The 14481-nt window shown below is 43.1% G+C and carries 12 protein-coding genes; 7 read left to right on the forward strand and 5 right to left on the reverse strand.

Features of this window, described 5'->3' with window-relative positions; all coding sequences use genetic code 11:
• The first annotated feature begins 27 nt into the window (after positions 1-27).
• Both WKF69_RS07635 and WKF69_RS07640 read left to right on the forward strand, forming a co-directional pair.
• A complete protein-coding gene (locus tag WKF69_RS07635; RefSeq protein ID WP_340380943.1) occupies positions 28-1986 on the forward strand; it encodes a heavy metal translocating P-type ATPase in 1959 nt (652 codons plus the stop codon).
• A 116-nt stretch (positions 1987-2102) separates the two neighbouring features.
• Positions 2103-2921 (forward strand): murein L,D-transpeptidase catalytic domain family protein, encoded by an 819-nt coding sequence (locus WKF69_RS07640; RefSeq protein WP_340380945.1) that lies wholly within the window; start codon positions 2103-2105, stop codon positions 2919-2921.
• A 98-nt stretch (positions 2922-3019) separates the two neighbouring features.
• On the opposite strand, the gene WKF69_RS07645 is transcribed toward WKF69_RS07640, so the two are convergent.
• The gene (locus tag WKF69_RS07645) at positions 3020-5665 is read right to left on the reverse strand and encodes a hypothetical protein (RefSeq protein WP_340380946.1); all 2646 of its coding nucleotides are present in this window, start codon (positions 5663-5665) and stop codon (positions 3020-3022) included.
• 282 nt (positions 5666-5947) lie between these two features.
• Positions 5948-6865, reverse strand: coding sequence for a sugar phosphate isomerase/epimerase family protein (locus tag WKF69_RS07650; RefSeq protein ID WP_340380947.1), 918 nt, complete (start codon positions 6863-6865; stop codon positions 5948-5950).
• A 197-nt stretch (positions 6866-7062) separates the two neighbouring features.
• Between WKF69_RS07650 and WKF69_RS07655 the strand changes: the two genes are divergently transcribed.
• Together WKF69_RS07655 and bcp are read left to right on the forward strand one after the other, a co-directional pair.
• Complete coding sequence (locus WKF69_RS07655; RefSeq protein WP_340380948.1) at positions 7063-7611, forward strand: RidA family protein; 549 nt, start codon at positions 7063-7065, stop codon at positions 7609-7611.
• 47 nt (positions 7612-7658) lie between these two features.
• Positions 7659-8183 carry a thioredoxin-dependent thiol peroxidase gene (bcp, locus tag WKF69_RS07660; RefSeq protein WP_340380950.1) on the forward strand — a complete coding sequence of 175 codons (525 nt, stop codon included), beginning with the start codon at positions 7659-7661 and terminating at the stop codon, positions 8181-8183.
• 137 nt (positions 8184-8320) lie between these two features.
• Here the strand turns inward: bcp and WKF69_RS07665 are convergent, their stop codons facing one another.
• On the reverse strand, positions 8321-9886 hold the full coding sequence (locus WKF69_RS07665) for an aminotransferase class V-fold PLP-dependent enzyme (RefSeq protein WP_340380952.1): 1566 nt from the start codon (positions 9884-9886) through the stop codon (positions 8321-8323).
• A 383-nt stretch (positions 9887-10269) separates the two neighbouring features.
• On the opposite strand from WKF69_RS07665, the gene WKF69_RS07670 reads away from it, so the two are divergent.
• Positions 10270-10623, forward strand: coding sequence for a hypothetical protein (locus WKF69_RS07670; protein ID WP_340380953.1), 354 nt, complete (start codon positions 10270-10272; stop codon positions 10621-10623).
• A gap of 13 nt (positions 10624-10636) precedes the next feature.
• Here WKF69_RS07670 and WKF69_RS07675 read toward each other — a convergent pair whose 3' ends face one another.
• Positions 10637-11395, reverse strand: coding sequence for an oxygenase MpaB family protein (locus tag WKF69_RS07675; protein ID WP_340380954.1), 759 nt, complete (start codon positions 11393-11395; stop codon positions 10637-10639).
• On the reverse strand, positions 11392-11763 hold the full coding sequence (locus tag WKF69_RS07680; RefSeq protein ID WP_340380955.1) for a DUF2809 domain-containing protein: 372 nt from the start codon (positions 11761-11763) through the stop codon (positions 11392-11394). The genes WKF69_RS07675 and WKF69_RS07680 overlap by 4 nt, the downstream gene beginning before the upstream one ends.
• Positions 11764-12164: 401 nt before the next feature.
• Between WKF69_RS07680 and WKF69_RS07685 the strand changes: the two genes are divergently transcribed.
• A complete protein-coding gene (locus WKF69_RS07685; protein ID WP_340380956.1) occupies positions 12165-12329 on the forward strand; it encodes a sigma factor in 165 nt (54 codons plus the stop codon).
• Positions 12330-12363: 34 nt separating this feature from the next.
• On the forward strand, positions 12364-14481 hold a 2118-nt coding region (locus WKF69_RS07690), incomplete at its 3' end, for a SusC/RagA family TonB-linked outer membrane protein (RefSeq protein WP_340380958.1).

Genomic DNA, 14481 nt, shown 5'->3' on the forward strand with positions numbered 1-14481 from the left:
GTTGATATAAGCTTACTTTGTAGAACGATGAAAGCGAATACAAAACATGCCGAATGCTGCAGCCATGACGAAGATGATAAAGTAGAACATCAGCCAAGGGAATCTGTCGAACATTCTGACCACGACCATGGAGAACCCGGCTGGAAATCTCATTTGGGACTTCTTGCAGCGCTCGTGATCCTGGCTGTTATGCTCGTTCTGGAATACGGATTTGATACAGAATTTCCGGACACTATAAATCTTATAATATATGGCGTGGCCTATCTTCTCGCGGGATGGGGAATACTTGATCTTGCGTTTAGAAAGCTCAGGCGTTTTGACATTTTCAATGAGTTTTTCCTGATGAGCGTCGCAACAATCGGCGCATTCCTGATCGGCGAGTATAGTGAAGGAGTGGCTGTGATGGTATTTTATTCGATCGGGGAGTGGTTTCAGGATGCTGCTGTTAACCGCGCAAAACGCAACATCAAAGCTTTACTCGATATCCGGCCTGATGAGGTCACTGTAATCAGGCATGGCAGCGAATCCAGGGTTGATCCAGCGACCGTAGATTTAGAAGAACATATTCTGATCAAGCCGGGTGAAAAAGTCGCGCTCGACGGCCAGCTTCTTTCTGAAAACGCTTCATTTAATACTGCAGCTTTAACTGGCGAAAGCAAACCTGATACTAAATATGCAGGCGAGTCAATACTTGCTGGAATGATCAACCTTAACACTGTAGCCGAAGTTAAAGTGACAGCTTTGTTCAGTGATAGTAAGCTCAGCAAGATCCTTTCAATGGTGCAGGATGCTACGGCCCGTAAATCCCAAACGCAGCTTTTTATATCAAAGTTTGCCAAGGTGTATACACCAATCGTATTTTTCCTCGCCCTCGCAGTTTGCTTCTTGCCGTACTTCTTTGTCACCGATTATGATTTTAACGAGTGGTTCTACAGATCGCTGGTATTCCTGGTTATAAGCTGTCCTTGTGCTCTGGTTGTTTCCATTCCTTTGGGATATTTCGGAGGAATAGGGCTTGCATCCAGGCACGGAATATTATTTAAAGGCGGTAATTTTCTTGATGTTATGACCAAAGTCAATGTGGTTGTGATGGATAAGACCGGAACGCTCACAAAGGGTGTGTTCAAAGTCCAGGAAGTTGTTGCCGGGGATATTGACAAAAAAGAGCTGGTTAGGCTAGCTTCCGCTATAGAAAATAATTCAACTCATCCCGTTGCAAAAGCCATTGTAGAATATGCAGGTGGCGACATTAAAACAAAAGCTGAAAAGGTTGAAGAGATCGCTGGGCATGGTTTAAAGGGGGTTGTGGACGGGAAAGAAGTCCTTGCAGGAAATTTAAAGCTGTTAAAGAAATTTTCTGTTGACTACCCGGCAGAGATCGAGAAAGTGTTAGATACAATCGTTGTTATTGCAATTGATAAAGCTTACGCCGGATACATTACTATCGCTGACGAGATCAAGGAAGATGCAGCGGCGACAATCAATGATCTTCACAAGATGAACATCAAAACGGTGATGTTGTCGGGCGATAAGCAGAGTGTTGTGGATAGCGTTGCAGGCAAACTCGGAATCGATTCGGCATACGGTGATCTCTTGCCTGAGGACAAGGTTAGAAAAGTAGAGGAGCTGAAAAACTCCGGTCTTCATTTAGCCTTTGTAGGAGATGGCGTAAACGATGCACCGGTAGTTGCTTTGGCTGATGCCGGAATAGCGATGGGCGGTTTAGGCAGCGATGCAACAATAGAAACTGCGGATATTGTAATACAGAATGACCAGCCTTCCAAAATTGTTTCCGCTATTCAGATAGGTAAAATTACAAGGAATGTAGTATGGCAAAATATCGCCCTGGCTATGATCGTTAAAGTGATTGTTCTAGCTCTCGGAGCGGGCGGAGTGGCTACACTTTGGGAAGCGGTTATAGCAGACGTGGGGGTTGCCTTGCTAGCGATCTTAAATGCGGTCAGAATCCAGCGAATGAGCGTTTAGAAGCTATTTTCCCCATTGTCTTCCTATTGTAATCTCTCAATTTATCCACAACTAAATGGTTCCCAAATGCGTTATATAATAGTAATTAAAAACGAACACACTTAATTAGAAAACATATGAGAAAAGGATTGAAATTAAGCACCATATTAGGAATCTTATTGCTTACTGTTGTTACTTTAAGCTTTAGAAATACTACGTCATCAAATGATGTTAATTCCAATAAAATAAGCAGTTCAGATGCTGATAATAAAGCGAAATCTTCGCAAGAGGTTTTCAATGAATATGCTTTGTCTATTTATAATTTATCAGGTTTAGGAGCAGCAGGTTTAGATTATTCAGTTTTTGTTAAAGGCCTGACTGGTTATCAGAATCTTAAGGGTCTGAATCTTATACCGGAAACTAAGGCAATTCTTTCAGTTGTTGACCTTTCTATGCCGAGTACAGCAAAAAGGTTATGGGTAATTGACCTTAGCGCTCATAAGATCCTTTTTAACACCCTGGTTGCACATGGCCGTGGTAGCGGAGAAAAGATGGCGGAAACATTTTCTAATACTCCATCTTCTAACCAAAGTAGCGTTGGTTTTTATACTACTGCAGAGGTTTACACTGGCAAACATGGTCGTTCCCTTAGACTGGACGGTTTGGATGCTGGCTTAAACAACAATGCGAGAGAAAGAGCAATTGTAGTGCACGGCGCTGATTACGTGAGCCAGGATGTTATTAATGCAACTGGTCGCTTGGGAAGAAGCCAGGGATGTCCGGCACTACCAATGGCATTGTTCAGCGATATAATCAATGATATTAAAGGAAACACTCTTTTATTCATCAATGGTGAAGGTGTTGAAAAATCGGAACACCTGAAAGGAATTGCAGAAGATGCTAATCTGGCTAATATTGGATCGGCAAAAGTTCCGGCAGTAAAAGCTCAGATCTGACAAGATATCTCATAATAATTTGTCAAACGGTGATCACCTAACAAGGCTGATCACCGTTTGACGTTTTAGGGTGTTCCTATTCCCTGATGTACAACCTATTATTTTTGTTGTGATAAATAAGTAACCAGAGAAGCGAATTCTTCAAAAGAAAGGGCATTAGCCAGGCCTTCAGGCATCATTGAATTCTCCATTTCTTTTCGGCTGGCTATGTCCGCTGTCTGGATTGTGCGAACGCCCCCGCCGATATCCCTTAATGTAATTTTTTCTGCAGATTCGGCTGTCACGAAGCCCACAAAGCTCTTTTGCGCTTTAGTCGTGATAAGAACTGTTGCAAATCCCTGGGATATTGACGCATTTGGCTTTAAAATCGATTCTGCAATCTGTTCTGCGTTCATGATCGATCCAATTTGACCCATAAATGGCCCTTTCAGAGGTTCTGATTTACTTGTGCTGTGGCATGCGAGACAACCTTGTCGAATAAAAATTGCTTTCCCCATATCCGGATTCCCTTTTACCTGAGCGATGGCAAGCATCACATCTTCAATTGACGAGTTTCCAATTTGGCCTTTCTTCATTTTAATAGCCTCCAGATCTACCTTGTCTTCACTCGACGCTATTGTCTCCTGGCTTCCGAACTCGCTGATTCCCATTTGGTGTTTATCGTTCAAATGAGTAAAAAATAGCTTATCCGAAGCACTAGCTTTATTCCATTCGGCCACGAGCGTTTGTCTGATCAGAGGAGAGGATTCCCATTCAATGGTGTTATAATATGGGCCGTGCCCATCCGGGCGTGTACTCCACCAATATTCGCTTTCGTAAGGAGTTTCTTTTTTATACAAACGCGAAAGTGTGTTCAGGATCTCTTTTTTCAATTCCCTGTCACTCGATTTTTGATAAGCTGCAATCAGGCCTTCTATTGCTTTTGGCTGATGCATGTAGCGCAAAGTCCATAGACCCAATGTGGAATTCTTTGAACCGATTGCCTTTACAGCAGCATCAAGTGCGTTGAGACTTATCAGCGAGCGAACAGCAAGATGAGCCTTTATTATAGAAGAATTTGGCGTAGCGTGAGGGCCTTCCAATTCTTTAACCGGTGCTCTGAATGTAGGTGGAACAGTTACATTGAGCAACGCAGGAATTGCTTCTGCCCGTCCCAGACGGCCGAGCGCTATGATAGCTATTGCCTGAACCCGTTCAGACTTGTCGTTTATTGCTTGCAAAAAAGGCGCAGCCGGTACATTTTTTAAATTTCCTTTTCGGTCGGCCAGGGCACGAAGAGCAAATTCTTTTACTTTTTCTTCTGCGGTTAAACCGACCAGATTGCCGACCGAACTCTCGCCTGCGGCTTGAGCATAGGTGAAGATTCCAGCCACTCGGACATCCAGTGGCAAATTCTTGTTAGATGCAATGCTCCAGGCGGAGCTGGCAGCTTCTTTCAGCGGCCTTCTAAGTAATTCCTGCTGGGCGTTTAAGCGGGTAACTGCGCCAGGCGATTTTAATAATTCAGTTAAACCTTTGACTGAAGTTTTTTTAAGGTCAGGGAACGCCTTGTATTTCCAGCCTTTTGGAATAGCTCTTACAATGAATCCCTTATCAGGGCTTCCTGAATATCCTGCACCATCCCAGGCAGATAAATAAAGCCGCCCTGAACCATCAACATCCAGATCGGTGATTTGCGCCAATTTGATAAAATTTTCATTTTTCTGCAGGAAACTCGCCCCATCAGGTGTCACCCGGTGAATGGACAACATACTCGTTCCCCAATCTGCCATCATTGGCACCTTGTTATATTTATCAGGCCAGTTTGCGTCATCCATAAATAAAGAGCCGGTTCCTGAACCACCCCCAAGATCAACAAGTGCCGGAATAATTTCTTCGGTAAAATGTTTGAACAAAAGCGGGTAGCCATATTCACCCGACTGGATCTGATGGCTGAAACGAATATTCCATCCGCCACCATCATTGGTGTTATCCCGGGTGAAGATGTTCATATAAGGATCAATCGCTACATCATAAATGTTCCGTAATCCGTGTGTGTAAACCTCCATTTCCGTTCCATCTGGTCTTACCCTTAGGATCCCGCCGCCAAGCATGGTTAATTTTTTCCCTGAACGGTCAACCGCATTGTGGAAACCAAAATCCCCGACAGCGATATAGATCCACCCGTCGATACCCATCCTGATGCCGTTAGTGGCATGATCGGTTCCCCGGCTTTGAAGAAATTTAGGCGAACTGATATTCTGGATCAGCGGTTTTGCAGGCCCGTCAGCGATGCCATTCCTGTCTGTGTCATCGAATACAGCCAGATCCATTCCTGTTGCAAGTTTTGTTTCTTCCGAAAACGTGGTATAAAGCACAAATACCTGGTCGCCCAGAGCAATAATTCCACGAGGATTATCTACCGCAGCAAATTGAATATGGCTGTCGACTTTGCCGTCATTGTTGCTGTCAATAAGTTTGACAATACTGCCTTTACCGGGGGTTTTACCTAGCGAACCAATTTTGTCTACACCCACGAATACAGCACCGTCAGCATGCACGGCGAGGCAGGCCGGGCTGGGAGTCTGTTCGGAACCCGCAAAGTGCGAGACATTAATTTCGGAGGGCCAGCTTGATGCATTGCGAAGAGAATCGACGGTAGTATGTTTTTGGATATTGGTACCAGGTCCGTTAAGCTTATCATCTACCTGATAGCCCATTAATAAGAAGAATGAAAGGTAAAGGCTTAAAATGATTTTCAACATAGTAAAGTAGGTTAGTAATTGTTTTTAAGTGCGGCGTCATTCACGGTTATGAATATCCAGGCTGAAGTAAAATGTAGATCCCACATTTTCTTCGCTCTGCAATTCGATCTTGCGGTTCAGACATCTAATAACTGAAGTGTTTATACAACTAATGGGATAAATTAGTAAAATGTTAAAGCTTTAGTTTAGGAATGTTGTTGTCACTAACAACTAACAACTAACAACTAACAACTAACAACCTCTGTCGTTGCGAGCGCAGCGTGGCAAACAACTAAAACAACCTTAATATTTAAAGTGCTTTTTCATCGCTCTCTCATAATCAGCAAGAGCTAATTCCGGCTCGGCGATTTCAGGATGCCATAATTTTTCCCATTCAAAGCTATAATAACCTTTATAACCATTCTTTGCTAAGATATCTATCGCTTCGAATATAGGAACATCTCCTTTGCCTACGAATACGTATTGAAGTTTATCCCCCGGCAATAATTTCGCGTCCTTGATATGGGTATGCCGGATGTATTTTTTCAGTTTTTTATAAACTACCGCCGGACCTTCTTTGGTTACTGTCCACATGTTTGAGATATCCCAAACTAAAGCAACATTGGGATGGTCAGCCGCCTTCATCGTCTTTAGAACATCATCTGAGTGAGAAAAATCGCCATGGGTTTCCATCAGCACGGTTACGTTACGCGGTTTTGCATAATCCCCGAGTGTTCGTAAGCCGTTGGCGACATATTCTATAGTTTTATTCCTGTCCTGATCTTTAGGAAATTCATTTGGGAACACCCGCACAAAAGGGCAGTTAATCTGCTGCGCTAAATCGATAAAAGCCTTTGCTTCTTTCATGTGTTTATCGCGAACTGGTCCATCTGGCATATGAAAAGCTGCTGAAGCACCAAGATTGACAAATTTCAAGCCTTTTTCCTTCATCGTTGCCAATGTAGATTCCATGTTTTCAGGACTGTTGAATTCGACAGCATCCGGAAGGTTCATCTGTCGTTTTATTCCCCGAATCTCCAATCCCTTATAGTTATGCAGCGCAGCAAAATCTATTGCTTGTTTTAGGGTCCAGTCCGGACAGGCAATCGTAGAGAATGCTAATAGCGGTTTATCCTTTAGCAGGATAAATGATGAACTCGTCATCGATGCTGCCACTAAAATGGCGGAGTTTTGCAGGAATTCTATTCTGGTATACGTCATGATTGATGAACTTTTTATGGAAATATAAATTTCATAAAAGCATTTCATAAGTCGGCTATGATTTTGAAAAAGTTTACGGGCTATTATCTGACGCGCAGATCTGCTGGAAAAAAGACTAACGCGCCATTTAGTTACACTTGTCCCCTTGCATTTCTGCACAAACGTATTAACTTTATCAAACACAAACATTTAAAAAAATGAAGAAATATACCCTGTTATTACTACTCCCATTGGCTTTTATTTCTTGTAAATCGATGCCCTCGGGCCAAGGCCAAACAGGCGCAAGAGTTGATGTTGAAGCAAAATTAAAGGAACTTAATATCCAATTGTCTCCGGTCCCTCGATCTACAGCGAGTATTGTTAAGACTGTCAGAGTCGGTAACATGGTATATACTTCAGGGCACGGGCCTGATAAACCAGGTGGCGGCCAGATCTTTGGTACTGTGGGAGGTAATCTTACCCTGGAGCAGGGCCAGGAGGCTGCACGACTAACTGGTATCGCATTACTTTCTAGTCTGAAAGCCGAAATTGGCGATTTGAGTAAAATTAAAAGAGTTATAAAAGTGTTGGGGCTTGTGAACTGTACTCCTGGTTTTACCCAGCAGCCACAGGTTATGAATGCTTTTTCAGATATGATGGTAAAGATCTGGGGTGAAAACGGAAGACACGCACGTTCAGCTGTTGGTGTGAATGCTTTGCCAAATAATATTGCGGTAGAGATTGAAATGATTGTTGAGCTTTATTAGAGTGTTATTGCATTAATGTTAATTATAAACTATTTAAATTCTAAGATATGAAACCTTTTATTTCTATTTTCCTGTTATTCTTAATTGGTTTGGCTGGTGTAACCAGTGCCCAAACTACCCTAAAAGCTGGCGATAAAGCGCCTGGTTTTATTTCCAAAGATCAGAATGGTAAAACAGTTTCATTAAAGCAGTTTAAGGGTAAGAAAGTTGTACTGTATTTTTATCCAAAAGACAATAGTTCAGGCTGCACCGCTCAGGCTTGTAGTTTACGGGATAATATTTCGGAGCTGAAGAAACAAGGCTATACAATTTTGGGAGTCAGCACAGACGATGAAGCTTCGCACAGGGGCTTTATAGAGAAGCACGCTTTACCTTTTTCTCTAATTGCCGACACAGATAAATCTATTCACAAAAAATATGGAGTGTGGACGGAAAAGGAGAGGAACGGTGTTAAAGCGTTCAGTACCACCCGCACGACCTTTGTTATTACTAAAAGTGGGTTTATCAGTAAAGTAATTACAGAGATTGATACCAAAAATCATGCAGGTCAAATACTGAGTTTGAAGCGATAGAAAAAAGGTGATTGACAAACTCAAATTGTCAATCACCCTTTCATTACTTAATTTTTAATTTTTCACAGGCGCAACAGGTGGCGGAGGTGCCAGAACAGGCAAACCATAATTTAGGACCAAGCCGTTAAAGCTGCAATTTAAGACATCTTAAACACATGCCTCTTAGCAGTCCACGTTCCTTCACCATATTCTCCGACACTGAGATGACCCTGTAAGGTGTCTCCAACCAGCTTTCCATTAAAGAAGGAGTGGACCCTTGCCCCATCAACACCGTAGGTACTCCGGATGATCACATGATTGCCATTGATAGTTCCAACCAGGTCGCGTGATCCGATGTGGCCAATATAAGTGCCCTTTAAGTCGTTGCCTGTCTGCTGGATCATAAAAGTCTGGCTTACCGTAGCAGCATAATACTTGGTTTCTACATCCCACTGCCCGCTCAGATCTGCTGCTGCAGGGCCGCTGGGGCGGGACACAGGCTGGGGTTTCGAAAGGATCTCGTAGATACGGTTTGCCACTACTTTTTCATCACCATTATCCATTTGTGATGCATCCACTGATACGCTTGTTCGCTGGTTAGGCTGGAAATAACTTCCGGCAGCCCCGATGGATATTCGGGGAGTGCCGGTCCATAAAAGATCTTCTACATCTTGTCCGATATAAGGGATCGTAGCTTTATCCCAGGTAACCGACAAACCAGGCGCCGGATTTGAGCGCCCCGCAGGCTGCCGGATACTGGTATTGACACCGGGAATAGTCTTTAGTTTTTGAGCTATAGTTTCAAGACGGGTGGTCCATAGTTTTCTTTCTGCAACATGGTCACGCTTAAACCACATCTCTGCAGCCGTCAACATTCCAATTATTTCTTCACGCCCTACTTTGAAGCCGCGCCCGAAACCATGGTGGGGCCCGGTATTCATTCTGGCAGCCATAATCAGGTCTTTACGGCCAACGAGCAGGCCGGCGCATTGCGGGCCTCGCATAAACTTCCCGCCGCTATAAGCTACAAGGTCAGCACCTTGCTGAACATGGGGGTTAGGGTTTTCGGGCCCTTCAGCTGCTGCATCTATTAAAATAGGGATACCCATCGGTTTGGTTATCTCTGAAATGATCTTTAACGATAGCGGGCCGTCGTTTGAGCCGGCTCCTGCAAGCAAGTAGACCATAGCAGTCCTTGGGCCTAAAGCGTTTTTTAACTCCTCTACATTGGCAACTTGTACCATCCGTACACCAACCGCTTTACAGCCTGCATCGTAAGCGGAACGGGAATAAGATGGTACTACCACCTCATCTTTCATTCCTGTGATATTAGGTATCATCCAGATCTTGTCGGGATCCCCGCCGGTGACACACCCGGCTGTCCCTGCTGTTATAGCTGCGGAAGCGCCCGATGTCACACAGCCAGACTCTGTACCCATAATCTCACCCAGGCGTTTGCCCACACCGTCCATCAGCTCATCGATTTGTACATACTCATTGATTGCTGCATCCATTGCTTCACGCACTTCTGGTAGCAATTTGCTAGCACCGATAACAGTAACAGTTCCGCGCGCATTAAGCATTGGTTTCACCCCGAGCGGCTCATATACACTTTTACGTTTCGCCTTTTGAGCAGGGGAAAAGGTTTCAGCACCTAAACTGCCTGCTACCGCTCCGGAAACGGGCAAAATGGCAAGGCTTTTAATAACATCTCTTCTTTTCATTCTAATATTTTTACCATAACAAGGTTAGTTAAATATCAACCTTTTTCTTTATATCCAGAAGTATTAGATATAACAATTTGGATTGATAGGCACCCATATTAGGGATGAGGGTGCGGTATATGATGGGTAAGATGAATCCGATTTATACGTAGAGTCGCATGAGACGTTCACCCTCATTTGAAGAAAAAGTAAGTACCATCTTGATAGACGGTTTACGGAAAGCATTTTTAAGGAAATTACGCCAGGAGAATTAACACAATAAACTATATCCAGTTGCGGGTGTTCTTTAGCTAATGGCGCTGAAGCGTAGGACATACAGTAAAGAATTCGTACACAAAAAGCTCGTGTTCCGGCTGCGACTTTTCCTCGTACTCCTTAGTATAATGTTAATTATCGGCATCTATGATGTTTCGTCCTCCTATATCACTATCGCAAAATCGCTGGTAGCTTTTTCTATGGGAACTGTACTTGGTTTTGTTATCGGAAGTGCCGCTAACATATTTTGGCATGAGCAAGCCAATAAAGTCATGATGAAAATGGATATTGTCAGCGGTGTAATTCTGGGACTATATATCATTTTTGCTATTTTCAGACGTACGATCTTCCAGCACTGGTTTAGCGGGAATGAACTATCTGCTTTTGTTATTTTGTTATCTGCCGGCATCATGCTGGGGAGGTTTATATCCGTACGAAAGCGGGTAATTGGAGTTTTAAAGCACCATGAAAAGCACAAGTAGTTATTGACCTAAGTTATCCAACCTTTAACGCCAGGATCTGCTCTTTATACCTTGTAGGTAATATGAGATCTTTTACCGGGCCATCAAGTTTGAAAAGGCGACAGATTTTATAAACCGCTATGACGGGAACCAGTAATTTAACTCCTTTCAAAGAGAGTAACTTCTTAACCTGTGGGGGCGCTATGAGATTCTGGGCCTGCTTTAATATTGCAAAACGGACAGCACCGAGATGTTTGCGATATTGCTTATAGAGATCTGCTGTGAGTGCGCCATAAGCCATATTCGTTTCAAGGTGGAGATCCCGGCTTTCCTTCCAATCAGAATAATTCTGTGGGAGACCGTTAATCCCCATCCGTAATCCAACTGCATTGAATACTTCGAAAACTTCAGTTTTTTCCACTTCCGTCATCTTGCGTTCCAATACCTCAAACGCTCGTATCGAGTAATCTATCAGCATGTAGAGAACATCGCAGTAAGCCCAATCAGGAATCTTTGCACCACGATTGGCTTCTACGTTCTTGTGTATTGCGGTTATTTGATCAATAGCTCTTAAAGCATCTTCATGGCCAGAGAATACAATTTTTTTGGCATATCCAACCGTGGAGAATAATCTTCCGATGGGATCGGCGGGAAGACGCCCTGTAAAGTACAGCCAGTCGACAGCCTTGTTCAGGGCAAACTCCGCGGAAGCGCCGGCAAAAATGAAAAGTATCGTATCTGGATTTCCCCAGATCTTTCTTACGACAGAATCTTCTTTTACAAAATATCTCATCCGGTGAATCTCCTTTCAACTATCAAAACCGTTATACTTCCCAATGTATAGGCAAGCATGTCAATCCACGCAAACGAAGTGCCTATAATAACATTAGCTAAAGGATAGCTTTCCAGGCCGAGGACCTCTACAATCCTGAAATATTGCAGGGTTTCGAGCAGGTAAGCGAAAAGCAATACAGATAAAGCTATCGTTGTTTTATTCGCCTCCACTACGCTTTTAACTATACAGTAAAGAAGTATGACCACCAGGAAGTCGCCAACATAAGGACGAACGAAGGCGTCGGTAATATACAGTGCTATAAAAACCTCTGTAAGGAAAAGCACGATCGCATATTCCATGTATTTGCTGTTAACCTTTAAGGGCATATGAAAGTACTTTGAAATGCAAAGGTAAACTAAAGTATTGTATATGCAATTATTAATAATAGATAGGAGCTGGGCTGTTCCTGATTTGGTTGGGGATGTTTTGCGAAAATAAAGCATGGGGGTTCATGTCGTGCTGACAATGGCGCCTACTCACCACAGAAAGTTTTACGCAATTGGGCCGAATGTTACGTTTTGAGTGTTAACGTACACGAACACTCTAAAAGATGATAAATTTCCTTGTTTATTAAAATCAGGTTGTTATATTCGTGATAACTTAACTTAATGATCTCTGACAAATCATATTCATATTCAGAGCTTCTGGACTTATTGAAGTCGGACGATCAGAAGGTATTTGCTGAGATTTATGGCAGGCTTGGGAGGGGATTTACAGACATGCGTTGATGATGCTGCGTGAAGAAGATGATGCCAAAGACGTAGTTCAGGAACTGTTTGCCAATTTGTGGGTTAAAGGGAAAGATATTGTTTTAAGTACCAGTCTCTCCGGCTATCTGTATGTTTTGGTAAGGAACAGGATCATTACGGCCCCTAATGTATTATCACGCTAAAGCATTGTTGAATTATGTAGCTAACTAACAGTATATGAATAAAAACCTTACTCAAACTTTCAGAAAATCGCTGCTCTCAGGCTTTTTGCTTGCGATTCTAGCGTATGATGGAGAAGCTCAGCAAAGGCCGGTCGCCCTGAGGGATTCTATCGCCACCTTACACAGAGATTCGTTAAGAATACCTACACTAAACGGCAAAATACCGCTGAAATACATTACCGGTTCGGTATCGTACATTTCGGGTGAGCAGGTAAATACGATTCCGGGAAGCAACCGGATTAACTCGGTAATAGGCCGCTTGCCTGGATTTGCTATTTCGCAGACGGATGGTTTACCCGGTTCGGAGAGCTCATCTCTTTCGATTCGCGGATATCATACCTTTAGCGGACTAAATTCGCCGCTGGTACTTATAAATGGAAGAAGGGATGACGAGACTATGCTTGAGCCAAATGATATTGAAAGTATAACAATTCTCAAAGATGCGGCTTCGACAGCCCTTTACGGGATGAATTCTACAAATGGTATAGTTCTCATTACCACAAAAAGGGGACATGAAGGCAAGATTAAAATCAATTACAATCTTCAAAGTGCCTTTCAACAGCCAACAAGGCTTCCGAAACCACTTGATGCCTTCAATTATGCAACGCTTTATAACGAGGCGTTGTTGAATGATAATCCGCTTGGCGGGGTTAAATATGATGCTACTGCACTTACGGCTTATAAGTCAGGAAGCGATCCGTTCAGGTATCCGAATGTCAAATGGACCGATGAATTGTTAAAGGACTATTCCATGCAAACCCGGAATAATCTTAATATAAGTGGCGGCGGCAAAACAGCGAAATATTACTTCTCTGGAAGCTACCTGAACGAAGGTGGAATCTTTAATGTCGACAAAAGTGTTAATACCTATAATACGAACACCAATATTGATGCTATAAACGTTCGGGCGAATGTTGAAATAGATATTGCCAAGCACCTGAAGCTCTTTACGGATGTGCGTACAAAACGCGATAAAAGGAATGCCCCGGGAGCTTATTCAGCCAGTTATGACGAAGGCATATTTGCTCCTTTATATAACACGCCTGCAAATGCTCATCCAATCAGGAATGCAGACGGTTCCCTTGCTGGAAACGCCGATTATGTTAGTAATCCATACGGGATGCTCAATTACAAGGGCTATTCTAACTATATCATTACCTCACTTTCAACGTTTTCCGAGCTTACGTATGACTTTAACAGTCTCATAAAAGGCCTTAGTCTGAAAGGGAATTTCGGCTTCAATAACTATACTCAGTTTATAATCAGCAGGTCTAAAAACTTTGAAGTATATAACCTGAATGCCAATGGATCTTATACCAAAATTGGCCTCAACAGCCCGATCGCAGCTTCGGGAGGCTATGATCAGGTTGTCAGAATCTTTGATCATTCCTTATCATTAAATTATGATAGAGAATCCGGAAATCATGCAGTACGGGCAATGTTAATGTATGACCGGGATCAAATTGATAACGTTCGTACTCTTAACCTTACACGGAATTTTCAGGGTCCGAAGGCGAGTTTCTCCTACCGCTTTAATAACCGCTATTTGCTTGATTTAGTAGCTTCTTACGAAGGCAGCGAGCAGTATCCAAAAGGTGATCGCTACGGATTTTTTCCGGCTGCTTCGGCAGCATGGATCGCATCTGAAGAAGACTTCATAAAAAGAGGCGCAATTGATTTTCTAAAAGTGCGTGCGTCTTACGGAAGGACAGGGAATCCGGCGAATACATATTTTGAATATTTGGGTGCATTTACGCAGGTTGGAAGTAGCGGTGGAGTATTTGGTACGACACCGGCGGCTTCGATAGGTATTTATCAGAACAAGATCGCTAATCCAAACATTACCTGGGAAAAAAGTCTCAAGTCAAATGTCGGACTGGACATTGCTTTGCTAAAGAACAGACTTAGCGCTTCTGTAGATTACTTTACTGAGGATACCAGGGATATACTTTTGCGGAATGCTGTTTCCGGAATGTATGGTGCGGCTCTTAATAACTCTGGCGGCCGAATGAAAAATAAGGGATTTGAGTTGCAGGGCGGCTGGAACGACCAGGCAGGAGCTCTTCGTTATTCAGCTAATCTTCAGATGTCGCGAACAGATAACGAGATCGTG

It is taken from the genome of Daejeonella sp. (assembly GCF_037719425.1).
In the GTDB taxonomy this organism is placed as follows: domain Bacteria; phylum Bacteroidota; class Bacteroidia; order Sphingobacteriales; family Sphingobacteriaceae; genus Daejeonella.

Coding starts and splice junctions, on each gene's coding strand:
- WKF69_RS07650 (WP_340380947.1), bottom strand. CDS start 6,865: ATGACGTATACCAGAATAGAATTCCTGCAAAACTCCGCCATTTTAGTG.
- WKF69_RS07640 (WP_340380945.1), top strand. CDS start 2,103: ATGAGAAAAGGATTGAAATTAAGCACCATATTAGGAATCTTATTGCTT.
- WKF69_RS07655 (WP_340380948.1), top strand. CDS start 7,063: ATGAAGAAATATACCCTGTTATTACTACTCCCATTGGCTTTTATTTCT.
- WKF69_RS07680 (WP_340380955.1), bottom strand. CDS start 11,763: ATGCCCTTAAAGGTTAACAGCAAATACATGGAATATGCGATCGTGCTT.
- bcp (WP_340380950.1), top strand. CDS start 7,659: ATGAAACCTTTTATTTCTATTTTCCTGTTATTCTTAATTGGTTTGGCT.
- WKF69_RS07645 (WP_340380946.1), bottom strand. CDS start 5,665: ATGTTGAAAATCATTTTAAGCCTTTACCTTTCATTCTTCTTATTAATG.
- WKF69_RS07675 (WP_340380954.1), bottom strand. CDS start 11,395: ATGAGATATTTTGTAAAAGAAGATTCTGTCGTAAGAAAGATCTGGGGA.
- WKF69_RS07685 (WP_340380956.1), top strand. CDS start 12,165: ATGATGCTGCGTGAAGAAGATGATGCCAAAGACGTAGTTCAGGAACTG.
- WKF69_RS07670 (WP_340380953.1), top strand. CDS start 10,270: ATGTTAATTATCGGCATCTATGATGTTTCGTCCTCCTATATCACTATC.
- WKF69_RS07635 (WP_340380943.1), top strand. CDS start 28: ATGAAAGCGAATACAAAACATGCCGAATGCTGCAGCCATGACGAAGAT.
- WKF69_RS07665 (WP_340380952.1), bottom strand. CDS start 9,886: ATGAAAAGAAGAGATGTTATTAAAAGCCTTGCCATTTTGCCCGTTTCC.